This is a genomic window from Escherichia sp. E4930 (genome assembly GCF_005845405.1).
In the GTDB taxonomy this organism is placed as follows: domain Bacteria; phylum Pseudomonadota; class Gammaproteobacteria; order Enterobacterales; family Enterobacteriaceae; genus Escherichia.
Map to the genome: position 1 here is coordinate 1 of NZ_VCDZ01000011.1, position 23367 is coordinate 23367.

At 50.6% G+C, this 23367-nt stretch carries 22 protein-coding genes and 1 pseudogene; 14 read left to right on the top strand and 9 right to left on the bottom strand.

Annotated elements, in window-relative coordinates; all coding sequences use genetic code 11:
* Positions 1–181: 181 nt before the first annotated feature.
* Positions 182–940 (bottom strand): metalloprotease LoiP, encoded by a 759-nt coding sequence (loiP, locus tag FFT88_RS14360; RefSeq protein WP_135405560.1) that lies wholly within the window; start codon positions 938–940, stop codon positions 182–184.
* Between the two features lie 277 nt (positions 941–1217).
* Between loiP and tkt the strand changes: the two genes are divergently transcribed.
* Positions 1218–3209, top strand: a complete 1992-nt coding sequence (gene tkt, locus FFT88_RS14370) for a transketolase (RefSeq protein ID WP_000098613.1) — start codon at positions 1218–1220, stop codon at positions 3207–3209.
* Positions 3210–3254: 45 nt separating this feature from the next.
* On the opposite strand, the gene FFT88_RS14375 is transcribed toward tkt, so the two are convergent.
* The gene (locus FFT88_RS14375) at positions 3255–4163 is read right to left on the bottom strand and encodes a prohibitin family protein (protein WP_135405561.1); all 909 of its coding nucleotides are present in this window, start codon (positions 4161–4163) and stop codon (positions 3255–3257) included.
* Between the two features lie 375 nt (positions 4164–4538).
* Between FFT88_RS14375 and cmtB the strand changes: the two genes are divergently transcribed.
* The 6 genes from cmtB to FFT88_RS14405 are packed head-to-tail and all read left to right on the top strand — an operon-like array spanning position 4539 to position 9893.
* Positions 4539–4982 (top strand): PTS mannitol transporter subunit IIA, encoded by a 444-nt coding sequence (gene cmtB / locus FFT88_RS14380; RefSeq protein ID WP_135405562.1) that lies wholly within the window; start codon positions 4539–4541, stop codon positions 4980–4982.
* A 27-nt stretch (positions 4983–5009) separates the two neighbouring features.
* Positions 5010–6398 (top strand): PTS mannitol transporter subunit IICB, encoded by a 1389-nt coding sequence (gene cmtA, locus FFT88_RS14385; protein ID WP_130221438.1) that lies wholly within the window; start codon positions 5010–5012, stop codon positions 6396–6398.
* 14 nt (positions 6399–6412) lie between these two features.
* Positions 6413–7690 (top strand): zinc-binding dehydrogenase, encoded by a 1278-nt coding sequence (locus FFT88_RS14390; protein ID WP_135405563.1) that lies wholly within the window; start codon positions 6413–6415, stop codon positions 7688–7690.
* Positions 7687–8652 (top strand): class II fructose-bisphosphatase, encoded by a 966-nt coding sequence (gene glpX / locus FFT88_RS14395; RefSeq protein ID WP_000987277.1) that lies wholly within the window; start codon positions 7687–7689, stop codon positions 8650–8652. Before FFT88_RS14390 ends, glpX begins: the two co-directional genes overlap by 4 nt.
* A gap of 21 nt (positions 8653–8673) precedes the next feature.
* Positions 8674–9183, top strand: a complete 510-nt coding sequence (fumE, locus tag FFT88_RS14400; RefSeq protein ID WP_135405564.1) for a fumarase E — start codon at positions 8674–8676, stop codon at positions 9181–9183.
* A complete protein-coding gene (locus tag FFT88_RS14405; protein WP_135405565.1) occupies positions 9180–9893 on the top strand; it encodes a nucleoside/nucleotide kinase family protein in 714 nt (237 codons plus the stop codon). Before fumE ends, FFT88_RS14405 begins: the two co-directional genes overlap by 4 nt.
* On the opposite strand, the gene FFT88_RS14410 is transcribed toward FFT88_RS14405, so the two are convergent.
* Genes FFT88_RS14410 through FFT88_RS14430 form a run of 5 tightly spaced genes read right to left on the bottom strand, consistent with a single transcriptional unit; the run spans position 9865 to position 12941 of the window.
* Positions 9865–10542 (bottom strand): sulfate/molybdate ABC transporter ATP-binding protein, encoded by a 678-nt coding sequence (locus FFT88_RS14410; protein ID WP_135405566.1) that lies wholly within the window; start codon positions 10540–10542, stop codon positions 9865–9867. The two genes, FFT88_RS14405 and FFT88_RS14410, sit on opposite strands and share 29 nt — an antisense overlap.
* Entirely contained in the window at positions 10536–11213 is a 678-nt protein-coding gene (locus FFT88_RS14415; RefSeq protein WP_135405567.1) for an energy-coupling factor ABC transporter ATP-binding protein, read from the bottom strand. The genes FFT88_RS14410 and FFT88_RS14415 overlap by 7 nt, the downstream gene beginning before the upstream one ends.
* Positions 11201–11908: an energy-coupling factor transporter transmembrane component T gene (locus FFT88_RS14420; protein ID WP_135405568.1), complete on the bottom strand. Its 708-nt coding sequence runs from the start codon at positions 11906–11908 to the stop codon at positions 11201–11203. Before FFT88_RS14420 ends, FFT88_RS14415 begins: the two co-directional genes overlap by 13 nt.
* Complete coding sequence (locus FFT88_RS14425; protein ID WP_000113903.1) at positions 11909–12487, bottom strand: ECF transporter S component; 579 nt, start codon at positions 12485–12487, stop codon at positions 11909–11911.
* A 22-nt stretch (positions 12488–12509) separates the two neighbouring features.
* Positions 12510–12941, bottom strand: coding sequence for a PPC domain-containing DNA-binding protein (locus tag FFT88_RS14430; protein ID WP_130258044.1), 432 nt, complete (start codon positions 12939–12941; stop codon positions 12510–12512).
* A 371-nt stretch (positions 12942–13312) separates the two neighbouring features.
* Here FFT88_RS14430 and epd point away from each other — a divergent pair, with 371 nt between their 5' ends.
* From epd to mscS, 4 genes are all read left to right on the top strand, one after another.
* Positions 13313–14332, top strand: coding sequence for an erythrose-4-phosphate dehydrogenase (epd, locus tag FFT88_RS14435; protein ID WP_096121752.1), 1020 nt, complete (start codon positions 13313–13315; stop codon positions 14330–14332).
* 49 nt (positions 14333–14381) lie between these two features.
* The gene (gene pgk, locus FFT88_RS14440; protein WP_130217997.1) at positions 14382–15545 is read left to right on the top strand and encodes a phosphoglycerate kinase; all 1164 of its coding nucleotides are present in this window, start codon (positions 14382–14384) and stop codon (positions 15543–15545) included.
* Between the two features lie 141 nt (positions 15546–15686).
* A complete protein-coding gene (gene fbaA, locus FFT88_RS14445) occupies positions 15687–16766 on the top strand; it encodes a class II fructose-bisphosphate aldolase (RefSeq protein WP_000034372.1) in 1080 nt (359 codons plus the stop codon).
* 527 nt (positions 16767–17293) lie between these two features.
* Positions 17294–18151: a small-conductance mechanosensitive channel MscS gene (gene mscS / locus FFT88_RS14450; protein ID WP_130259410.1), complete on the top strand. Its 858-nt coding sequence runs from the start codon at positions 17294–17296 to the stop codon at positions 18149–18151.
* Between the two features lie 39 nt (positions 18152–18190).
* Here mscS and FFT88_RS14455 read toward each other — a convergent pair whose 3' ends face one another.
* Complete coding sequence (locus FFT88_RS14455) at positions 18191–19120, bottom strand: hypothetical protein (RefSeq protein ID WP_135405569.1); 930 nt, start codon at positions 19118–19120, stop codon at positions 18191–18193.
* Between the two features lie 213 nt (positions 19121–19333).
* On the opposite strand from FFT88_RS14455, the pseudogene argO reads away from it, so the two are divergent.
* From argO to FFT88_RS14470, 3 genes and pseudogenes are all read left to right on the top strand, one after another.
* Positions 19334–19968 (top strand): annotated as a pseudogene (gene argO, locus FFT88_RS14460) (arginine exporter ArgO).
* A gap of 92 nt (positions 19969–20060) precedes the next feature.
* Positions 20061–20801, top strand: coding sequence for an oxidative stress defense protein (locus tag FFT88_RS14465; protein WP_135405570.1), 741 nt, complete (start codon positions 20061–20063; stop codon positions 20799–20801).
* Between the two features lie 170 nt (positions 20802–20971).
* Entirely contained in the window at positions 20972–21868 is an 897-nt protein-coding gene (locus tag FFT88_RS14470) for a LysR family transcriptional regulator (RefSeq protein WP_130207863.1), read from the top strand.
* Here FFT88_RS14470 and scpC read toward each other — a convergent pair.
* The gene (gene scpC / locus FFT88_RS14475; RefSeq protein ID WP_135405571.1) at positions 21865–23343 is read right to left on the bottom strand and encodes a propionyl-CoA:succinate CoA transferase; all 1479 of its coding nucleotides are present in this window, start codon (positions 23341–23343) and stop codon (positions 21865–21867) included. The two genes, FFT88_RS14470 and scpC, sit on opposite strands and share 4 nt — an antisense overlap.
* Positions 23344–23367 lie beyond the last annotated feature (24 nt).

Below are 23367 nucleotides of genomic sequence, written 5' to 3' on the forward strand. Positions count from 1 at the left end.
CAAATGTGCCATTAATGTCGGATGCGGCGTGAACGCCTTATCTGACCTGGTTTCGGCGCCCGTAGGCCGGATAAGATGCGCCAGCATCGCATCCGGCAATACGCACGGGGTAACAAATGTGCCATTAATGTCGGATGCGGCGTGAACGCCTTATCTGACATGGGTTCGGCACCACCAGGCCTTACTTAACTCCATCCGCGCTCATACGATCGCGAATATGCTGGGCGCGCTCGGCGGATGCAGGATGGTCGTCAAACATTGAGCTTTGGCGGCCTTCTTCCAGTTTCGCCAGTTTTTCAAAGCTGGTGGCAAGACCTGCCGGGCTGATACCGCGTTGGCGCAGCAAATCGTAGGAGTAATCATCGGCCTCTGATTCCTGACGTTGGGTAAATTGCGAATTGACTAGCTTTTCGCCCAGGTCTCCCAGTTGTGATTGTGACAAACTGCCGACAATTCCGCCTGCAGAGGCCGCCGCAACGCGAATTGCGTTTGTACCAAGTGCTACCTGCATTCCTTTCTTCACATGGCCTAATGCCACGTGCCCCATTTCGTGACCGAGCACCGCTTCGACTTCGTTATCCGTCATCATATCCATTAAGCCGCTATAGACGCGGATACAGCCGTTAGCCATTGCAAAGGCATTCACATCCTTCGCCATATACACTTTGTAATTTACCGGCTGGCCGTTGATGTTATTTCCCAGCGCATTAGCAATGGTGGTCAGACGTTTAGCGTATTCACTACCGTCTGGCGCAATCGTCGCCTTGCTGTCCATCTCCTGGCACGCCTGATCGCTCAGGGCTTTCACCTGCGCATCGCTCAGACTGTAAGCCTGAAAAGCTTCCGCTCCTGATGAGAGCAGTCCACTGGAGTCCATATTCTGGCAACCGGTCAACACCGTTGCCACGCTCATTGCTACCAATAAGGCGCGAATTTTCATGTTTTCTCTTCCGCACAAGGTCAGGATTATTCTAAAAATGCGCCGTTTGCAGGTGAATCGACGCTCGTCCTAAGTATAAGAAAAAGCGCAGCGGACGGGCGAGCAGATTGCGCAACATGCGAGCATGATCCAGAGATTTCTGAAACGGCAAAAGGATGTTCCATGTACATGACGCGCGGCTTGCGGTAAATTGTTGGCAAATTTTCCGGCGTAGCCCAAAACGCGCTGTCGTCAAGTCGTTAAGGGCGTGCCCTTCATCATCCGATCTGGAGTCAAAATGTCCTCACGTAAAGAGCTTGCCAATGCTATTCGTGCGCTGAGCATGGACGCAGTACAGAAAGCCAAATCCGGTCACCCGGGCGCCCCGATGGGTATGGCTGACATTGCCGAAGTCCTGTGGCGTGATTTCCTGAAACACAACCCGCAGAATCCGTCCTGGGCTGACCGTGACCGCTTCGTGCTGTCCAACGGCCACGGCTCCATGCTGATCTACAGCCTGCTGCACCTCACCGGTTACGATCTGCCGATGGAAGAACTGAAAAACTTCCGTCAACTGCATTCCAAAACTCCGGGCCACCCGGAAGTGGGTTACACCGCTGGTGTGGAAACCACCACTGGTCCGCTGGGTCAGGGTATTGCCAACGCAGTCGGTATGGCGATTGCGGAAAAAACGCTGGCGGCGCAGTTTAACCGTCCGGGTCACGACATTGTCGACCACTACACCTACGCCTTCATGGGCGACGGCTGCATGATGGAAGGCATCTCCCACGAAGTTTGCTCTCTGGCGGGTACGCTGAAGCTGGGTAAACTGATTGCGTTCTACGATGACAACGGCATTTCTATCGATGGTCACGTTGAAGGCTGGTTCACCGACGATACCGCAATGCGTTTCGAAGCTTACGGCTGGCACGTTATTCGCGACATCGACGGTCATGACGCAGCATCCATCAAACGCGCAGTAGAAGAAGCGCGCGCAGTGACCGACAAACCGTCCCTGCTGATGTGCAAAACCATCATCGGTTTCGGTTCCCCGAACAAAGCCGGTACCCACGACTCCCACGGTGCGCCGCTGGGCGACGCTGAAATTGCCCTGACCCGCGAACAGCTGGGCTGGAAATATGCACCGTTCGAAATTCCGTCTGAAATCTATGCTCAGTGGGATGCGAAAGAGGCAGGCCAGGCGAAAGAATCCGCATGGAATGAGAAGTTTGCGGCTTACGCGAAAGCTTATCCGCAGGAAGCTGCTGAATTCACCCGTCGTATGAAAGGCGAAATGCCGTCTGACTTCGACGCGAAAGCGAAAGAATTCATCGCTAAACTGCAGGCTAATCCGGCGAAAATCGCCAGCCGTAAAGCGTCGCAGAATGCTATCGAAGCTTTCGGTCCTCTGTTGCCGGAATTCCTCGGTGGCTCTGCTGACCTGGCACCGTCTAACCTGACCCTGTGGTCTGGTTCTAAAGCAATCAACGAAGATGCTGCGGGTAACTACATCCACTACGGTGTTCGCGAGTTCGGTATGACCGCGATTGCTAACGGCATCTCCCTGCACGGTGGTTTCCTGCCGTACACCTCCACCTTCCTGATGTTCGTGGAATACGCACGTAATGCCGTACGTATGGCTGCGCTGATGAAACAGCGTCAGGTGATGGTTTACACCCACGACTCCATCGGTCTGGGCGAAGATGGCCCGACTCACCAGCCGGTAGAGCAGGTCGCTTCTCTGCGCGTAACCCCGAACATGTCTACATGGCGTCCGTGTGACCAGGTTGAATCCGCGGTCGCGTGGAAATACGGCGTTGAGCGTCAGGACGGCCCGACCGCGCTGATCCTCTCCCGTCAGAACCTGGCGCAGCAGGAACGTACTGAAGAGCAGTTGGCAAACATCGCGCGCGGTGGTTATGTGCTGAAAGACTGTGCCGGTCAGCCGGAACTGATTTTCATCGCTACTGGTTCTGAAGTTGAACTGGCGGTTGCCGCTTACGAAAAACTGACTGCCGAAGGCGTGAAAGCGCGCGTGGTTTCCATGCCGTCTACTGATGCATTCGACAAACAGGATGCCGCTTACCGTGAATCTGTACTGCCGAAAGCGGTTACTGCTCGTGTTGCAGTAGAAGCAGGCATTGCTGACTACTGGTACAAGTATGTTGGCCTGAATGGCGCTATCGTCGGTATGACCACCTTCGGTGAATCTGCTCCGGCTGAGCTGCTGTTTGAAGAGTTCGGCTTCACCGTTGACAACGTTGTTGCGAAAGCAAAAGCGTTGCTGTAATCGGTAAGATGCTTTGTGAGAAGGGCCGCGAAAGCGGCCCTTTTTTTACTTAGTAGAGATAAACGGAACTGTGCTGCCTGGAATCATGGTATCGGGCAGCTTACCGTCCCAACGCTCAGCAGTGGTGAGGGCAACAAGGCCGGGATTATCCCGCAGGGCTTCACCGCGCAGGCGGATAGCTTCTGCTTCAGCCGCACTTTTTAAACGAATAGTTTCAGCCTCTGCCGCGCCTCTTACGCGAATAGTCTCAGCTTCTGCTTTGGCTGCCGCCAGTTTACTGTCTGCTTCTGCCTGGGCCTGAGTTACCGCAATTTGCGCCTGGATTTTCTCTGTTTCCAGATTTTGCTTACGCGTGGCAATGGCGACTTCCGCTTTCATTCGGTCTTCAATCGACTTTTCATAAGCGTCAGAAAAATCAATATTTTCAATCTGGACCCCGTCAATTACCACTGGCCCAACAACGGCTTTGCGCATGGCATTTTGCAGATCCTGAACCAGTTTCGTGCGATCCTGTACCGCGCTGATGGCGGTATATTGACCGAAAACGTTCTCCAGTTGGGTTGGCAACTGGCGAACAATAAGGCGATCTTTTAATGCTTCAATGGTGTTGTAAGTGGTATAAACAGCGCCTGCTTCCGAAGGCTTAATATGGAAGCTGACTGACACGGTCATTTGTGCAGGTTGCTGGTCGCGGCTGTATGCCTGTAATCCCTGATAGACCACGGCCTGATTACGCGTAGAAATTTTCTCCACGCTTTCCATAAAAGGGATCTTAAAACCCAGACCCGGCTCGGCAACTTTTACGATTTTTCCGTAGCGCAGCAAAATGCCGCGTTCACCTTCATTTACGGTGTAATACGAGAGAAAAGGCAGCACAATAATGGCAAGAACACCAATGGCGATGGCAAGAGATTTTTGTGGGCGGAATGAGGTTATTGAAACAGGTGCTTTCATGTGAGTCGTCCTTGAGTAAAGTATGGGAATATGTCACATGGGGGGAGGAGAAAACAGCTGGCAACCGCAAATTAAGAATCTATAAAGGGTGGCGCGAAAAACAATAAATCAAATAAGTATGTTTTCGGATATTCAATAAACAAATGGTGATGTGTGTCACAAATATATCAACGTACAAAATATTGTTTTTGTGATGGCGGTTGCAAATACAAAGTTGACTTTAATAATATTGATTTCATCTTGTTGTTATTTAATGCTTTATTATTTTGGCTTGTGAAACTTGTCCTCTCAGACGCTCAATTGCTTTCATTAAATCTCACGCGTATTTTATTTTTACCGCCGGACGGTACCGTAAAAATAAAATAAGGATGATTTATGCGGCTTATTGATTATTTTCCAGAGTCATCAATCTCAGTTATACATTCAGCAAAAGACTGGCAGGAAGCTATCGATTTTTCGATGGCATCATTGCTGGATAAAAACTATATCAGTGAGAATTACATTCAAGCTATTAAAGATTCCACCATTAGCAACGGTCCTTATTATATTCTCGCACCAGGCGTGGCGATGCCTCATGCGCGACCGGAATGTGGGGCGCTTAAAACCGGGATGTCACTGACATTACTCGAACGACCAGTGTATTTTCCGGGAAATGATGAATCGATCAATTTACTCATCGGGCTTTCGGCTGCCGATGCTGATTCGCACATTGGCGCTATTCAGGCGTTAAGTGAATTACTGTGCGAAGAAGAAATACTCGAACAACTCTTAACAGCAACATCAGAAAAACAATTAGCGGACATAATCAACCGCGGATAATTACTCTCTCCTCTACAGGATAATATTATGGAAAACAAGTCTGCTCGTGCAAAGGTCCAGGCTTTTGGGGGCTTTTTGACGGCAATGGTCATCCCCAATATTGGTGCTTTTATTGCCTGGGGTTTTATTACTGCATTATTTATTCCTACTGGTTGGCTGCCTAACGAACATTTCGCCAAAATTGTCGGCCCGATGATTACCTATTTATTGCCCGTGATGATTGGTTCTACCGGTGGTCATCTGGTCGGTGGTAAACGCGGTGCGGTCATGGGAGGAATAGGGACGATTGGCGTTATTGTCGGTGCTGAAATTCCGATGTTCCTTGGCTCGATGATCATGGGACCGTTAGGTGGGCTGGTCATAAAATATGTCGATAAAGCACTGGAAAAACGCATACCTGCTGGTTTTGAGATGGTTATCAATAACTTCTCATTAGGTATTGCTGGGATGATTCTCTGTCTGCTGGGTTTTGAAGTCATCGGCCCGGCGGTGTTAATTGCCAATACTTTCGTCAAAGAGTGTATTGAAGCACTGGTACATGCAGGCTATCTGCCTTTGCTGTCAGTCATCAATGAACCGGCGAAAGTGCTTTTCCTCAATAACGCGATAGATCAGGGCGTCTATTACCCGTTGGGGATGCAACAGGCTTCGGTTAACGGTAAATCCATCTTCTTTATGGTGGCGTCCAACCCTGGGCCTGGCTTAGGACTGCTGCTGGCATTCACTCTGTTTGGTAAAGGGATGAGTAAGCGCTCTGCACCTGGTGCGATGATTATTCACTTCCTCGGTGGGATCCACGAACTGTATTTCCCGTATGTGCTGATGAAGCCGTTGACCATTATCGCCATGATTGCGGGCGGTATGTCTGGCACCTGGATGTTTAACTTACTGGACGGTGGTCTGGTTGCAGGCCCAAGCCCTGGTTCTATCTTTGCTTACCTGGCGCTGACGCCGAAAGGCTCGTTCCTGGCGACAATTGCCGGAGTTACGGTAGGCACGCTGGTGTCCTTTGTCATCACTTCCCTGATACTGAAGATGGAAAAAACAGTGGAGACTGAGAGCGAAGATGAATTTACCGAGTCAGCCAATGCGGTTAAAGCAATGAAGCAGGAAGGCGCATTCTCGTTAAGCCGTGTTAAGCGTATTGCCTTCGTTTGCGATGCGGGGATGGGCTCCAGCGCGATGGGCGCAACCACCTTCCGTAAACGCCTGGAAAAAGCAGGGCTGGCAATAGAAGTTAAACATTACGCCATAGAAAACGTGCCTGCGGATGCGGATATCGTTGTCACTCACGCCAGTCTGGAAGGGCGCGTGAAACGTGTGACGGATAAACCGCTGATATTGATTAATAACTATATTGGCGATCCAAAACTCGACACTTTATTTAATCAATTAACCGCCGAACATAAAAACTGATTGCAGAGGTAAAAATGAAAACCAAAGTTGCTGCTATTTATGGCAAGCGGGATGTCCGTCTGCGCGAATTTGAATTGCCAGAAATTACCGATAATGAACTGTTAGTGAGTGTAATTTCTGACAGCGTCTGTTTATCGACCTGGAAAGCGGCGTTACTCGGTAGTGAACATAAACGCGTACCCGACGATTTAGAAAATCATCCGGTCATTACCGGGCATGAATGTGCCGGGGTTATTGTCGAAGTGGGTAAAAATCTCACCGACAAATATAAAAAAGGTCAGCGTTTTGTATTGCAACCGGCGATGGGGTTACCAAGCGGATATTCAGCGGGCTACAGCTACGAATATTTTGGCGGTAACGCCACCTATATGATTATTCCAGAGGTAGCCATTAATTTGGGCTGCGTATTACCGTATCACGGCTCTTATTTTGCTGCGGCGTCGCTGGCAGAGCCTATGTGCTGCATTATTGGCGCTTATCATGCCAATTATCACACCACGCAATATGTTTATGAGCATCGCATGGGCGTCAAACCTGGCGGCAATATTGCACTGCTGGCGTGTGCAGGTCCGATGGGAATTGGCGCTATCGATTATGCCATTAACGGCGGCATACAACCGTCGCGGGTGGTGGTGGTCGATATCGACGACAAACGCCTGGCGCAGGTACAGAAGCTGCTGCCGGTGGAACTGGCGGCCAGTAAAGGCATTGAGCTGGTGTATGTGAATACCAAAGGGATGAGCGATCCTGTCCAGATGCTGCGGGCGCTTACAGGAGATGCCGGGTTCGATGACATTTTTGTTTATGCGGCGGAGCCTGCTGTTGTTGAAATGGCGGATGAATTGCTGGCGGAGGATGGCTGCCTGAACTTCTTTGCCGGGCCGACAGATAAAAACTTCAAAGTGCCGTTTAATTTCTACAACGTCCATTACAACAGCACGCACGTCGTCGGTACATCCGGTGGTTCAACGGACGACATGAAAGAGGCGATTGCCCTTAGCGCCACTGGGCAGTTACAGCCGTCGTTTATGGTGACCCATATCGGTGGCCTGGATGCGGTGCCAGAAACCGTGCTCAATCTGCCGGATATCCCTGGCGGTAAAAAACTCATTTATAACGGCGTGACCATGCCGCTCACTGCCATTGCCGATTTTGCCGAAAAAGGCAAAACCGATCCGCTGTTTAAAGAGCTGGCGCGGCTGGTTGAGGAAACGCACGGCATCTGGAATGAACAGGCCGAGAAATATCTGCTGGCGCAATTTGGCGTTGATATCGGGGAGGCCGCGCAATGATGTCCCTGGCGTGGCCATTATTTCGCGTTACGGAACAGGCAGCGTTGGCTGCCTGGCCGCAAACCGGATGTGGCGACAAAAATAAAATTGATGGCCTGGCGGTCACCGCGATGCGCCAGGCATTAAACGACGTCGCTTTTCGTGGACGAGTGGTTATCGGCGAAGGAGAAATTGACCATGCGCCAATGCTGTGGATTGGCGAAGAGGTAGGCAAAGGCGATGGGCCAGAAGTCGATATCGCGGTTGATCCCATTGAAGGCACGCGGATGGTGGCGATGGGGCAGAGCAATGCGCTGGCGGTCATGGCTTTCGCCCCTCGAGATAGCCTGCTACACGCGCCCGATATGTATATGAAAAAGCTGGTTGTTAATCGACTGGCTGCCGGGGCGATTGATCTGTCTTTGCCTCTGGCGGACAACTTGCGTAACGTGGCGCGGGCGTTAGGTAAACCGCTGGACAAGCTGCGTATGGTTACGTTGGATAAACCGCGCCTGAGTGCCGCGATTGAGGAAGCAACACAGCTGGGCGTGAAGGTTTTCGCCCTGCCGGATGGCGATGTCGCCGCCAGCGTACTGACCTGCTGGCAGGATAATCCTTACGATGTGATGTACACCATCGGTGGCGCACCGGAAGGCGTTATTTCTGCCTGTGCTGTTAAAGCGTTGGGTGGGGATATGCAGGCGGAATTAATCGATTTTTGCCAGGCCAAAGGTGACTACACCGAAAATCGGCAAATCGCAGAGCAGGAGCGTAAGCGTTGCAAGGCAATGGGCGTTGACGTTAACCGTGTGTACTCGCTCGATGAACTGGTGAGGGGGAACGATATCCTCTTTAGCGCTACGGGCGTGACGGGCGGCGAGTTGGTGAACGGTATCCAACAGACGGCGAATGGGGTGCGGACGCAGACATTACTGATCGGCGGCGCGGACCAAACGTGTAATATAATAGACTCCCTGCATTGATGGTGATCTATCGGAAGACCAATGGCGACGCTGACAGAAGATGATGTGCTTGAGCAACTGGATGCACAGGACAATTTATTGTCATTTATGAAAACTGCACATGCCATTTTGCTCCAGGGAATACGCCAGTTTCTGCCGTCGCTGTTTGTCGATAACGATGAAGAGATCGTCGAATATGCAGTGAAGCCGTTACTCGCCCAAAGCGGCCCGCTTGACGATATTGATGTTGCGCTGCGTTTGATTTATGCGCTGGGGAAAATGGATAAATGGCTGTATGCCGATATCACGCACTTTTCCCAGTACTGGCATTACCTGAACGAACAGGATGAAACGCCCGGATTTACCGATGATATAACCTGGGATTTTATCAGCAATGTCAACAGTATAACTCGCAATGCGACGCTCTATGACGCGTTGAAAGCGATGAAGTTCGCCGATTTCGCCGTCTGGTCAGAGGCGCGTTTTAGCGGGATGGTCAAAACGGCGCTGACGCTGGCAGTAACGACAACTTTAAAGGAATTAACGCCGTGAAAATCGAACTGACGGTGAATGGACTAAAGGTACAGGCGCAGTACTCTGATGATGAAATTGAGAATGTACATAAACCGCTACTGCGTATGCTGGCGGCCTTACAGGCGGTAAATCCGCAGCGACGTACGGTGGTTTTTCTTTGCGCTCCGCCGGGGACGGGTAAATCTACCTTAACTACCTTCTGGGAATATCTCGCGCAACAAGACCCTGAATTACCCGCTATCCAGACGCTCCCGATGGATGGTTTTCACCATTACAATAGCTGGCTGGATGCGCATCAATTGCGCCCCTTCAAAGGCGCACCAGAGACATTCGACGTTGCGAAACTGGCGGAAAATCTGTGCCAGGTAGTGGAAGGGGATTGTACGTGGCCGCAGTACGATCGACAAAAGCATGATCCTGTTGAAGATGCGTTGCACGTTACCGCACCACTCGTCATCGTCGAAGGAAACTGGTTGTTGCAGGACGACGAGAAGTGGTGCCAGCTTGCGCAATTTTGTGATTTCTCGATCTTTATCAACGCGCCAGCTACTGCGTTGCGGGAACGACTGGTGGGGCGAAAGCTGGCGGGAGGGTTATCGCTGGCAGACGCAGAAGCTTTTTATGACCGTACCGACGGGCCGAATGTTCGCCGGGTGCTTGAAGAGAGTCTGCCTGCAAATTTGACCTTAATGATGACCGCTACGGGTGAATATCGTCTGGTGGATTAACATCCTTCACTACACCGCCTTCCAGTCGCACCACACGAGAGAAATGACGCCGGGTAAATGCGGCGTCATGACTGATTGCTACGACGCTTGTGCCTTGCTGGCGGCACTTTTCCAGCCAGCTTTCAAACACGCTCAACCAATTTTCGTCAAAATCCCGACTCGGCTCGTCCAGCAGCAATAGTGGCGGAGAGAGTGCTTCCAGGCAGGCGACGGCGACCATCCGTCGCTGCGCACTGTGCAGATCTAACGGATGCGCACTGGCAACATCTGCTAACTGACAGCATTGCAGGGCAGCATTGGTACGTTGAGTGATTTCATCCGCCGGGCATTTTTGTAGTTTCAAACCAAATGCGATCTCGTCGGCGACGGTGCTGTGAAACAGTTGGTTTTCCGCTTCCTGAAACAGTACGCCAATCTTTGCCGCGCGCTGGCGGTTTTTCAGGTTTTTCATCGCCTGTTGTTGCAGCATAACCGTACCGGCTGTGGGCGTAAGAAGACCTGCCATTATCCGCAACAGCGTCGATTTTCCCGCGCCATTGTCGCCGGTCAGTGCCAACCATTCACCTTGTTTGAGTTGCAGAGAAATGTCGAAAAGACAATCCGTTACTGCACTTGGCCAGCGATAAGTTACCTGATTTAACGTTAACATAATGGCTGGATCGCTCCGTTTTGCAGGTGCCACGCCTGCTGGCAGTAGTTCAGGAAAGGCGTGCGATGACGTTCAAAAAGAATAATCAGCGAACCACGTTCAAACGCCCAGTGTTGTAAGCGCTGCAACAGCATTTCGCTGGCCTGCGGCGTCAGGCGGCTAAAGGCTTCATCAAGAATTAAGAGCTTTGGCTGCATCGCGATGGCGCAGGCAACGACCACGCGCTGTGTCTCTCCACCGGAGAGTGTTGTCGGGTGACGATGGCGCAACGGCTGGCACTCGGTCAGAGTCAGGGCGGCATCAATCCGCGCCATAATCTCTTCTTCAGCAAGACACAGATTTTCTGGCCCAAAGGCAACTTCTTCTTCCACGCTAAAGGTACAGCCGGAGAGTTGCAAATAGGGCGATTGCTGGACAAGCTGGATAGTGGCGGATTGCTCATTGAGCGGGATCTGTCCAATGGGCGTACCGAGAAGCGTCCCCGTGCCGGCTATCTCTCCTGGCAGAAAGTCCGGATACCAGCCCGCCATCAGCTGTGCCAGCGTACTTTTGCCACTGCCGTTGTCACCAAAGATGGCGACCATCCCCGGTTTGGCATAGTGAAAGTCATAACAGAACGGAGGATGCGTTGAGTGTGTCGGGCAATAGCGAAACTGTTCTAACGTAACCATATCCACACTCCGAATTCAGCCAGCATTAGCAAGATCATGGCGTAACGTGCTACGCGTTGTAGGGTGCTATCGGCTGGTGCCCATAACGTAGTGCGCCTATTGTTGATTCGAAATGCCCGCATATCCAGCGCCGCACCACGGACAGCAAGATCGTTAAGCGCATTGTGTGTTAGCGGAATAATTAACGCGGGCATCGCACGTAAACGCTGATACCAGCCCTCATCCAGCGGCACGCCGCGGGCGCGCTGTGCTTCATGAATAATCGCTAATTGCCGTTTTAATTGCTCGACGACCAATAACGGCCCGGCGAACAGATAAGCGACGCCCGGCGGCAGGCGAGAAGCAAACAGAGCGCGGATAAAACGTTGCACGGGGACGAATTGCATCCACAACTGCGAGGTTGAAACAATCGCCAGAATCCGCAACCAGAGCGTAATGGCATACGTCCAACGTTCCGGCGAACGCGGCGTGCCGCTAAGCCATTCTGTTAGCCAGCCACCGTGTACCAGCCACAGCCCGGCTCCCAGCGAGAACATCAGCCAGGAGACATATTTTGCCCGCCGCCGCGTGGCCTTTAGCGCAATAAGGCAGAAAAAGGTCGCCGCGCTATAGACTGGCAATATTGTCTGCGCGGGCAGGATTAGCGTGGTGCAGGCCGCCAATGCCCACAGTGTTAATGAGGTAAATGGATGCATTTAGCGCACAGCAGCCATTGCCGGGAAATGCCGCGTGGTGCGAATCGGCAGTTGTCGGAGCAAAAGCCAGACAATCACTGCTGTAAGAATTTTATCGACCAGGTTTGCGCCTATCACCGTAATCGCCACCGACTCCACCAGGTTTTGCCCCATAGAGTGCATCCAGGCTACGAACAAATCGGCTCCGCTTCCTGTCACGCCGCCGAACAGCGCAGTACGCAGCGGTACAGCGACGACCGTTACCGCAAGCGTAATAATCACGCCGCTGACAACGACTTTTGGCAGAGTGCGAAACCAACCCGCTCGCGCCAGCCAACCGGCGACCAGGCCGATGACCATCGCGACGGGCGCAAATGCAGCGGCGATCGGATCAGTTAGCAATCCCCAGAGTAAATTGGTCAGTAAGCCGGTCAACATGCCAATAACCGGGCCAAGTAGTACCGCGCTAATGAGCGTACCGATTGAGTCGAGAAAAATAGGTAATTTAACCATGCTGGCCAGTTGCCCGCCGATCATATTGATGGCGATAGATATAACGATCAACACCAGTGCCTGACTGGAAAAGTGGCGACGCGCCATAAGAAAACCTCTCTGCAAATAGTTATTTAACGGGGGAAATATGCAACTCGTCGTAACCAGAAAGCGCGCAAGGTTGGCGGCTAAACGCCAGTTCCTCAAGGCTGCCGATCACCAGTTCAAGCGTGGTGCGTACGGTACAGCCGGGCATCATGTGGCCGCCAAGCATCGCGCCGCGTGGGTCAGAAACGCAGAGATGAAGATGCTCGCCAGTGTGTTCCAGCGTGCCGTTCAGTGCGATCACTTCGAACTTGCCGCTTAGTAGGGCCGTGTTTTCTTGCCCGGCATAGCGTAAGGCGACGTCAGTCAGACTGCCGGTACAACCGGCAATCCACGCGGCGTGGAGTTGTTGTTGCTGCGCGAAGGCGCGTAATTGGGAGAGAACTTCCTGCCCGGGGAGCAGGCGCAGCGCGTAAAAGCGTGCGGAGGAAGAATATGGGTAGGGCAATGTCATCATTGGAGTACTCCGAAACTCGGACGTATTGCGGATAATATCGACGCTGCATCAGTCATATTCTGATATAAGTCAGGGTTTGTGACGGCACAACGAAAAGATTTTGCTACGCTTATTCGTGATTCTGCAAAGTGGAATAAATTCCAACGCATCAGGCCGGAAAACGTGACGCAAGTCAGATAATTGTCTTCTTTGACTGGACAATCATTCCTTTTATTCCATGTTTCGCTTATCCTAGCTGAAGCGTTTCAGTCGATTAAATGTTCGACAATTAACCAATCAGTCGCAGTTTGCGACAGGTAAGGTTTCCCCGAACGATTTGCTGGATTACTCTGTCTGGCAAATTTGCTCAGGGAAAGCCTTGCAGGAGATCTATGACCGTACGCGTAGCGATAAATGGCTTCGGTCGCATCGGGCGTAATGTGGTTCGTGCTTTGTATGAATCAGGACGCCGTGCGGAAATTACCGTGGTGGCAATCAACGAACTGGCGGATGCTGCGGGCATGGCGCATTTGTTGAAATATGACACCAGTCATGGCCGTTTTGCATGGGAAGTCCGTGAGGAACGTGATCAACTTTTTGTTGGTGATGATGCCATCCGCGTATTGCATGAACGTTCACTGCAATCGCTTCCCTGGCGTGAACTAGGCGTTGATGTGGTTCTCGACTGCACCGGCGTATACGGCACCCGCGAGCATGGCGAAGCGCACATTGCCGCCGGGGCCAAAAAAGTGCTCTTTTCACATCCTGGCAGTAACGATCTCGACGCGACCGTTGTTTACGGCGTCAATCAGGATCAACTTCGTGCGGAACACCGCATCGTTTCTAACGCTTCCTGTACCACGAATTGCATAATTCCTGTCATCAAATTGTTGGATGATGCGTACGGTATTGAGTCCGGCACTGTGACCACAATTCACTCCGCCATGCACGATCAACAGGTTATTGATGCGTACCATCCTGACCTGCGCCGCACCCGGGCAGCCAGCCAGTCGATCATTCCGGTCGATACTAAACTGGCCGCCGGTATCACACGATTTTTTCCGCAATTTAACGATCGCTTTGAAGCGATTGCTGTACGTGTGCCAACCATAAATGTGACGGCAATCGATTTAAGCGTGACGGTGAAGAAACCTGTAAAAGCCAATGAAGTCAACCTGTTGCTGCAAAAAGCAGCACAAGGTGCATTTCATGGTATAGTTGACTATACGGAATTACCGTTGGTCTCTGTAGATTTTAACCACGATCCGCACAGTGCCATTGTCGATGGCACCCAAACCCGGGTCAGTGGCGCACACCTGATCAAAACGTTGGTCTGGTGCGATAACGAATGGGGCTTTGCTAACCGAATGCTCGACACGACGTTAGCTATGGCTACTGTTGCTTTCAGGTAAGACGCAAGCAGCGTCTGCAAAACTTTTAGAATCAACGAGAGGATTCACCATGTCTGTAATTAAGATGACCGATCTGGATCTTGCTGGGAAACGTGTATTTATCCGTGCGGATCTGAACGTACCAGTAAAAGACGGGAAAGTAACCAGCGACGCGCGTATCCGTGCTTCTCTGCCGACCATCGAACTGGCCCTGAAACAAGGCGCAAAAGTGATGGTAACTTCCCACCTGGGTCGTCCTACCGAAGGCGAGTACAACGAAGAATTCTCTCTGCTGCCGGTTGTTAACTACCTGAAAGACAAACTGTCTAACCCGGTTCGTCTGGTTAAAGATTACCTCGACGGCGTTGACGTTGCTGAAGGTGAACTGGTTGTTCTGGAAAACGTTCGCTTCAACAAAGGCGAGAAGAAAGACGACGAAACCCTGTCCAAAAAATACGCTGCACTGTGTGACGTGTTCGTAATGGACGCATTCGGTACTGCTCACCGCGCGCAAGCTTCTACTCACGGTATCGGTAAATTCGCTGATGTTGCGTGCGCAGGCCCGCTGCTGGCAGCTGAACTGGACGCGCTGGGTAAAGCACTGAAAGAACCTGCTCGCCCGATGGTGGCTATCGTTGGTGGTTCTAAAGTATCTACCAAACTGACCGTTCTCGACTCCCTGTCTAAAATCGCTGACCAGCTGATCGTAGGTGGTGGTATCGCTAACACCTTTATCGCGGCACAAGGCCACGATGTGGGTAAATCTCTGTACGAAGCTGACCTGGTTGACGAAGCAAAACGTCTGCTGACCATCTGCGACATCCCGGTTCCGTCTGACGTTCGCGTAGCGACTGAGTTCTCTGAAACCGCTCCGGCTACTCTGAAATCTGTTAACGATGTGAAAGCTGACGAGCAGATCCTGGATATCGGTGATGCTTCCGCTCAGGAACTGGCTGAAATCCTGAAGAATGCGAAAACCATTCTGTGGAACGGTCCGGTTGGCGTGTTCGAATTCCCGAACTTCCGCAAAGGTACTGAAATCGTGGCTAACGCTATCGCAGACAGCGAAGCGTTCTCCATCGCTGGCGGCGGCGACACTCTGGCAGCAATCGACCTGTTCGGCATTGCTGACAAAATCTCCTACATCTCCACTGGCGGCGGCGCATTCCTCGAATTCGTGGAAGGTAAAGTACTGCCTGCAGTAGCGATGCTCGAAGAGCGCGCTAAGAAGTAAAAAATCACAGGGCAGGGAAACCTGCCCTTGTTGCAGCGCGCTTTTAAAGCACGCACTTTTTCATACTCTAAATAATTCGAGTTGCAGCACAGTAACTTGAAGTATGACGAGTATAAGGCCCGACGATACAGGACAAGAGACATGTCTAAGATTTTTGATTTCGTAAAACCTGGCGTAATCACTGGTGATGACGTACAGAAAGTTTTCCAGGTAGCAAAAGAAAACAACTTCGCACTGCCAGCAGTAAACTGCGTCGGTACTGACTCCATCAACGCCGTACTGGAAACCGCTGCTAAAGTTAAAGCGCCGGTTATCGTTCAGTTCTCCAACGGTGGTGCTTCCTTTATCGCTGGTAAAGGCGTGAAATCTGACGTTCCGCAGGGCGCTGCTATCCTGGGTGCGATCTCTGGTGCGCATCACGTTCATCAGATGGCTGAACATTATGGTGTTCCGGTTATCCTGCATACCGACCACTGCGCGAAGAAACTGCTGCCGTGGATCGACGGTCTGCTGGACGCGGGTGAAAAACACTTCGCTGCTACTGGTAAGCCGCTGTTCTCTTCTCACATGATCGACCTGTCTGAAGAATCTCTGCAAGAGAACATCGAAATCTGCTCTAAATACCTGGAGCGCATGTCCAAAATCGGCATGACTCTGGAAATCGAACTGGGTTGCACCGGTGGTGAAGAAGACGGCGTGGACAACAGCCACATGGACGCTTCTGCACTGTACACCCAGCCGGAAGACGTTGATTACGCATACACCGAGCTGAGCAAAATCAGCCCGCGTTTCACCATCGCAGCGTCCTTCGGTAACGTACACGGTGTTTACAAGCCGGGTAACGTTGTTCTGACCCCGACCATCCTGCGTGATTCTCAGGAATATGTTTCTAAGAAACACAATCTGCCGCACAACAGCCTGAACTTCGTATTCCACGGTGGTTCCGGTTCTACTGCTCAGGAAATCAAAGACTCCGTAAGCTACGGTGTAGTTAAAATGAACATCGATACCGACACCCAATGGGCGACCTGGGAAGGTGTTCTGAACTACTACAAAGCGAACGAAGCTTACCTGCAGGGCCAGCTGGGCAACCCGAAAGGCGAAGATCAGCCGAACAAGAAATACTACGATCCGCGCGTATGGCTGCGTGCCGGTCAGACTTCGATGATCGCTCGTCTGGAAAAAGCATTCCAGGAACTGAACGCGATCGACGTTCTGTAAGATATTCCTTTCTGCTTATCTCAAGGCCCGCTCTGCGGGTCTTTTTTTCGCCAAAAGCAAAATTGCCTGATGCGCTACGCTTATCAGGCCTACACGTATTCTGCAATATATTGAATTTGCAGGTTTTTGTAGGCCGAATAAGGCGTTCACGCCGCATCCGGTATGACAAAGCGCACATTGTCATCTGTCTGAGACCCGCTCTGCGGGTCTTTTTTTTCGCCAAAAGCAAAATTGCCTGATGCGCTACGCTTATCAGGCCTACACGAATCCTGCAATATATTGAATTTGCAGGTTTTTGTAGGCCGGATAAGGCGTTCACGCCGCATCCGGCATGACAAAGCGCTCATTGTCATCTGTCTGAGGCCCGCTCTGCGGGTCTTTCTTTCGCCAAAAGCAAGGTGATGTACTTAAGAAATCTGTGATCTATTTGGCAAAATTATGCTTTATTGTTTACCCTTGTCAGACTGCCCGTCGTAAGGCGGCGGAGTATGTTTCTCCAATTTAAGTCAGTTGAAAAGGAATATTGAATGGAAGATTTGAAAGTTGTCGATAGCATAAACGGCGCAGGATCCTGGTTGGTAAATAACCAGGCGCTGTTGCTGAGTTATGCTGTAAACATCGTGGCGGCACTCGCGATCATCATCGTTGGTTTGATTATCGCGCGGATGATTTCCAACGCGGTGAATCGCCTGATGATCTCCCGTAACATAGATGCCACCGTTGCTGATTTTCTTTCTGCATTAATCCGTTATGCAATTATCGCCTTTACGTTAATTGCAGCACTGGGCCGCGTGGGCGTACAAACCGCATCGGTCATTGCCGTACTCGGTGCCGCAGGTTTAGCTGTAGGTCTGGCCTTGCAGGGGTCACTGTCTAACCTGGCTGCTGGCGTTTTGCTGGTTATGTTCCGCCCGTTCCGTGCAGGAGAATATGTTGACCTCGGCGGCGTTGCTGGTACTGTGCAGAGTGTGCAGATTTTCTCCACCACCATGCGTACCGCAGACGGTAAAATAATTGTTATTCCGAACGGTAAAATTATTGCCGGTAATATTATTAACTTCTCTCGTGAGCCGGCGCGCCGTAACGAATTTATTATTGGCGTAGCGTATGATTCTGATATCGATCAGGTTAAGCAGATCCTGACCGATATTATTCAGTCCGAAGATCGTATTTTAAAAGATCGTGAAATTACCGTACGCCTGAACGAACTTGGCGCATCGTCGATTAATTTCGTCGTGCGTGCCTGGAGCAACAGTGGCGATCTGCAAAACGTGTACTGGGATGTGCTGGAACGTATTAAACGTGAATTTGATGCTGCTGGCATCAGCTTCCCGTATCCACAAATGGATGTGAACTTCAAGCGGGTGAAAGAGAGCAATAGCTAATTATGTACGAGGGCTTATCAAGGTGATAAGCCCTCATTTTTAACAACTAAAATCAAACTTCATATTTTTAAAGTCCAGCCAGGCATTACCTGCACCGAAATTATATCCACCGAAATACTCTTCAAACTCAATATAATAAGGCGACATTCCGTTTGGTATAGACTGCACGGGCGCCATTGAACCACCGAGATGATTGGGCAGATGTGCACTATGCCACTGGTGAGTTTCACATTTACTCTTTCCCTCTGCATCTTTAGAAAAATAACGAATGGACTGATATTCCGTATTATTTCTTTCTGTGGGGCTAATTCCCGCATTAGGATCAAAAGCGCGCGGCTCGCATGAAATCGCCAGATTGAAAGCCAGTGACTGCTCAGGAATGGTGCCCATTTTACGGTATACAAAATTGCTTTCAGGCGTATCTTTTGGCCTGACGTTAGCCTGAAAATAACTAAACGCACTGCCAATAGTCAGCCATTCTGGCGTATCTTGCTGGTCGCGATAGTGGTTAGGTATAAGTTCAGGTGGCTCACAAAATGGGCCGTTGAACTCGTGCTGGGTGAGTAAGATTACGGCATAAGAACAGCCTAATATATCTTCCATCCGAAATAGCCGTGGATGTCGTTGCTTTTCTGCCTGCCAGAAAACATAAAGGTCTGGATCTTTGGGTGGGGGGCAGGATTCAAAATTCTCAAACACATCCAATATTGCTTCCGTACAGGGTGTTCCGCCATCGTTGTGCTCGGGCGCAACAGCAAAGAAGGATAACGCGACAATCTCTGGCCCATAAATCCGATAATCTTCCGGCAACAGCAGGGTAAATCCATGATTCAATGGGAAACCATTATTTGGATCCAGCGGCCACTGTTCGGGCGTTATGCCTGGCGGTAGGCCAAAGCACCAACCTTGTTGGCGCGGCATATTTTCGTGGATAGGGTAGGGGAGAAGAGTGAGATCATAGGCTTGCATAGTGTTAGTCCTTTACAACGCTAGCAGGAAAGAGAGCCATAACGCCGTTTATGTTATGGGGAAGATGAGATCTTTATCCTAAAATCAGTTACCGAATAGAATTATTTATTTTTTTATTAAAATTATTTATATGCTATTAGCATTATAAATTTTATCTAATAACAATCCCGCGCTATAGTCTCTTTATCAGATAATTAGTTCGGAATGTTCAACGTGTTTTCTTATTATTTTCAAGGTCTTGCACTTGGTGCTGCTATGATTCTACCGCTTGGCCCGCAAAATGCTTTTGTGATGAATCAGGCATTCGCCGTCAGTACCACATTATGATTGCTTTGCTCTGCGCGATAAGCGATTTGGTCCTGATTTGTGCCGGGATTTTTGGTGGTAGCGCGTTATTGATGCAGTCACCGTGGTTGCTGGCGCTGGTGACCTGGGGCGGTGTGGCCTTCTTGCTGTGGTATGGCTTTGGTGCTTTTAAAACGGCGATGAGCAGCAATATTGAGCTGGTTAGTGCTGAAGTGATGAAGCAGGGACGTTGGAAAATTATTGCCACTATGCTGGCAGTAACCTGGCTGAATCCGCATGTTTACCTGGATACCTTTGTGGTATTGGGCAGTCTGGGCGGGCAACTTGAGCCAGATCCCAAACGTTGGTTTGCGCTCGGGACGATCAGTGCCTCTTTCCTGTGGTTTTTTGGTCTGGCGTTATTAGCCGCCTGGCTGGCGCCGCGTTTGCGTACCGCCAAAGCGCAGCGCATTATCAATCTCGTGGTGGGCTGCGTTATGTGGATTATCGCCCTACAACTGGCGAAAGAGGGTGTTGCTCATGCACAAGCCTTGTTCAGTTAGGCGCTATCTGATGGAAAAATAAAACAGAGACGCTAAGCTTGCCTCCAGAGGTCCTGAATTTTGGGCAAGTCAATTAACACGGAGAGACTAACGTGAAGTTCAAAGTTATCGCCCTGGCGGCATTGATGGGTTTCAGCGGGATGGCTGTGCAGGCCAATGAACTACCGGATGGTCCGCACATTGTCACTTCAGGAACGGCAAGCGTTGATGCGGTGCCAGATATCGCTATTCTTGCTATTGAAGTTAACGTGACGGCGAAGGACGCCGCTTCTGCCAAGAAGCAGGCGGATGAGCGTGTCGCGCAATATATTTCTTTCCTTGAACTCAATCAGATCGCGAAAAAAGATATAAGTTCCGCGAATTTGCGTACCCAGCCAGACTACGATTACCAGGATGGTAAAAGTATTCTGAAAGGCTATCGTGCCGTGAGAACGGTGGAAGTCACGCTTCGTCAGTTAGACAAACTGAATTCCTTGCTGGATGGCGCGCTGAAGGCCGGACTCAACGAAATTCGTTCTGTGTCGTTGGGCGTGGCACAGCCAGATGCCTATAAAGACAAAGCGCGTAAGGCAGCGATTGATAACGCGATTCATCAGGCTCAGGAGCTGGCGAACGGCTTTAATCGCAAACTGGGGCCGGTATATAGCGTGCGCTACCATGTTTCCAATTATCAGCCCAGCCCAATGGTACGCATGATGAAAGCTGATGCCGCGCCGGTTTCCGCCCAGGAAACTTACGAGCAGGCCGCTATTCAGTTTGATGATCAGGTCGATGTAGTCTTCCAGTTAGAACCAGTGGATCAACAACCCGCTAAAGCACCTGCCGCACAATAATACTTGTAGCCCGGCTTATTTGTCGGGCTAATGTCTTTATCTGATATCGCCTCTTTTTTCTGTAATTTTCTGTAAAACCATGACGCAAGCACCTATCTTTGCTTGCGATTTCATTAAGGATTAACTTACTGAAACGGTTAAGCGGACAGGGATGTTTGGAGGAAGCGGCGATGGATATTTTTATTTCGAAAAAGATGCGCAATTTTATTTTATTAGCGCAAACCAATAATATTGCCCGAGCGGCAGAAAAGTTACATATGACTGCTTCGCCGTTCGGCAAAAGTATTGCCGCGCTAGAGGAGCAAATTGGTTATACATTATTTACCCGTAAAGATAATAACATCAGCCTTAATAAAGCCGGGCAGGAGCTTTATCAAAAGCTTTTCCCTGTTTACCAACGGCTTTCTGCTATCGATAATGAAATTCATAATTCTGGACGTCGTTCTCGTGAAATTGTGATTGGTATCGATAATACCTATCCGACGATTATTTTTGATCAGTTAATTAGCCTGGGTGATAAGTACGAAGGCGTGACGGCCCAGCCGGTTGAATTCAGCGAAAATGAGGTTATCGACAATCTCTTCTATCGTCAGCTTGATTTTATTATCTCTCCGCAGCATGTTTCCGCTCGTGTACACGGGTTGGATAATCTAACAATGAGTGAACTGCCGCCGCTGCGACTGGGGTTTCTCGTTTCTCGCCGTTATGAAGAGCGTCAGGAGCAGGAGTTATTACAGGAGTTGCCCTGGTTACAGATGCGCTTTCAAAACCGTGCTAATTATGAAGCGATGATAGATGCGAACATGCGCCCTTGTGGGATCAATCCAACAATTATTTATCGCCCATACAGTTTTATGGCCAAAATCAGCGCCGTTGAGCACGGACATTTTCTTACGGTGATCCCACATTTTGCATGGCGGCTGGTGAACCCAGCTACGTTGAAATATTTTGATGCACCGCATACGCCAATGTATATGCAGGAATACCTTTATTCACTGAAAAATCATCGCTATACCGCCACGCTGCTACAGCAAATTGCTGAAGATCGTGACGGTACGAGCGATTAACCCAGCATTGAGCCCGTTTCGATCAAATTACGATGCAGATCGAAAACGTGGCTAAGATCGTGGTGAATATGCCCGCCGGGTGCATTCTCCAGATAGCGGTGCAGATAGTCACGGTACATCGGATGTGCGCAGTTATCGATGATAGTGCGCGCGCGCTGAAGTGGAGAGAGGCCACGCAAGTCGGCGATCCCTTGTTCTGTGATGATCACTTTCACGCTGTGTTCGCTGTGATCAACATGGCTGCACATAGGCACGACGGTTGAGATCTTGCCTTCTTTAGCAATCGACGGCGCCATAAAGATCGACAGATACGCGTTGCGTTCAAAATCACCGCTACCGCCGATACCATTCATTAAATTAACGCCGACTACGTGCGTTGAGTTGGCGTGTCCGTAAATATCAAACTCGAGGCCGACATTCAGAGCGATAACACCAAGGCGGCGGATAATTTCTGGGTTATTGGAAATCTCTTGCGGACGTAACACAATGCGACTGGCGAAGTAATCCATATTGGCGTAAATCTTGCGCAGTGAATCGGCAGAAATTGTCAGACTGGAGGCGCTGGCCCCGGTAATTTTGCCGGTTTCCAGAAGATGAACCACAGACTCCTGTAGCACTTCTGAATACATCATAAACGGAGGAATTTCCGGGTTTTCCCCCAGACGCGCCATTACCGCATTATTGATGTTGCCTACCCCGCTTTGCAGTGGCAGAAATTCCCGCGGAATGCGCCCCTGCGCCATTTCGCGCAACAAGAAGGTGACCACATTGTCGGCGATTTGCTGGCACATAGGATTTTGTTTATCCAGCGAGTTGCCTGCATCAGGTAAGTTGGTTTCCACGACGGCGACAATTTTTTTCGGATCGATTTGTACATAGCGAGTACCGACGCGATCCATCGCATGGAAGATCGACACGCTATTGCGCCGCGGTGGTGCGCCTGGAGTCACAATATCCGCCAGTTCTGCAACGCGCGGATCGTGATAATGATTGAGTTCAATGATCACTTTCTTTGCGCGCAGCAACCAGGTCGGGGCATTACCGATCCCACTGGTTAACCAGACACGACCATCCGGAGCGAGGGCTGAGGCTTCAATTACCGCAACATCGATGTCGCCGAAAAAGCCGTAGTTGACCATTTGCGCAACTTCGCTCAAATGCAGATCAACAAAACTAACCGATCCCTGATTGATCTTTTTACGTAATCCCGATGATGTCTGGTATGGCGCGCGCCATGAAACGGCGTCAGCTTCAGAGAGTATGTCATCGGCGGCGGCGCTAATCGACGCTCCGGTCAGCAGGCGAATTTGATACGTTTTTTTCGCCTCATGTTGTTCATTGGCGCGACGGGCAATGGCGACAGGAAGAGCCTTGGGCGAACCCGCAGGGGTAAAACCACTGAATGCCACCATATCGTTGTGCTGGATTATTTCCGCCGCTTCATCGGCGGTCATCCTTGTCCGGGTAATATTCATCCTTTGCTCCTTAGTTCGTGGATC

Bases quoted from the DNA above. Each gene is read 5' to 3' on its own strand.
- loiP (WP_135405560.1), bottom strand. From the start codon at position 940: ATGAAAATTCGCGCCTTATTGGTAGCAATGAGCGTGGCAACGGTGTTG.
- tkt (WP_000098613.1), top strand. From the start codon at position 1,218: ATGTCCTCACGTAAAGAGCTTGCCAATGCTATTCGTGCGCTGAGCATG.
- FFT88_RS14375 (WP_135405561.1), bottom strand. From the start codon at position 4,163: ATGAAAGCACCTGTTTCAATAACCTCATTCCGCCCACAAAAATCTCTT.
- cmtB (WP_135405562.1), top strand. From the start codon at position 4,539: ATGCGGCTTATTGATTATTTTCCAGAGTCATCAATCTCAGTTATACAT.
- cmtA (WP_130221438.1), top strand. From the start codon at position 5,010: ATGGAAAACAAGTCTGCTCGTGCAAAGGTCCAGGCTTTTGGGGGCTTT.
- FFT88_RS14390 (WP_135405563.1), top strand. From the start codon at position 6,413: ATGAAAACCAAAGTTGCTGCTATTTATGGCAAGCGGGATGTCCGTCTG.
- glpX (WP_000987277.1), top strand. From the start codon at position 7,687: ATGATGTCCCTGGCGTGGCCATTATTTCGCGTTACGGAACAGGCAGCG.
- fumE (WP_135405564.1), top strand. From the start codon at position 8,674: ATGGCGACGCTGACAGAAGATGATGTGCTTGAGCAACTGGATGCACAG.
- FFT88_RS14410 (WP_135405566.1), bottom strand. From the start codon at position 10,542: ATGTTAACGTTAAATCAGGTAACTTATCGCTGGCCAAGTGCAGTAACG.
- FFT88_RS14415 (WP_135405567.1), bottom strand. From the start codon at position 11,213: ATGGTTACGTTAGAACAGTTTCGCTATTGCCCGACACACTCAACGCAT.
- FFT88_RS14420 (WP_135405568.1), bottom strand. From the start codon at position 11,908: ATGCATCCATTTACCTCATTAACACTGTGGGCATTGGCGGCCTGCACC.
- FFT88_RS14425 (WP_000113903.1), bottom strand. From the start codon at position 12,487: ATGGCGCGTCGCCACTTTTCCAGTCAGGCACTGGTGTTGATCGTTATA.
- FFT88_RS14430 (WP_130258044.1), bottom strand. From the start codon at position 12,941: ATGATGACATTGCCCTACCCATATTCTTCCTCCGCACGCTTTTACGCG.
- epd (WP_096121752.1), top strand. From the start codon at position 13,313: ATGACCGTACGCGTAGCGATAAATGGCTTCGGTCGCATCGGGCGTAAT.
- pgk (WP_130217997.1), top strand. From the start codon at position 14,382: ATGTCTGTAATTAAGATGACCGATCTGGATCTTGCTGGGAAACGTGTA.
- fbaA (WP_000034372.1), top strand. From the start codon at position 15,687: ATGTCTAAGATTTTTGATTTCGTAAAACCTGGCGTAATCACTGGTGAT.
- mscS (WP_130259410.1), top strand. From the start codon at position 17,294: ATGGAAGATTTGAAAGTTGTCGATAGCATAAACGGCGCAGGATCCTGG.
- FFT88_RS14455 (WP_135405569.1), bottom strand. From the start codon at position 19,120: ATGCAAGCCTATGATCTCACTCTTCTCCCCTACCCTATCCACGAAAAT.
- FFT88_RS14470 (WP_130207863.1), top strand. From the start codon at position 20,972: ATGGATATTTTTATTTCGAAAAAGATGCGCAATTTTATTTTATTAGCG.
- scpC (WP_135405571.1), bottom strand. From the start codon at position 23,343: ATGAATATTACCCGGACAAGGATGACCGCCGATGAAGCGGCGGAAATA.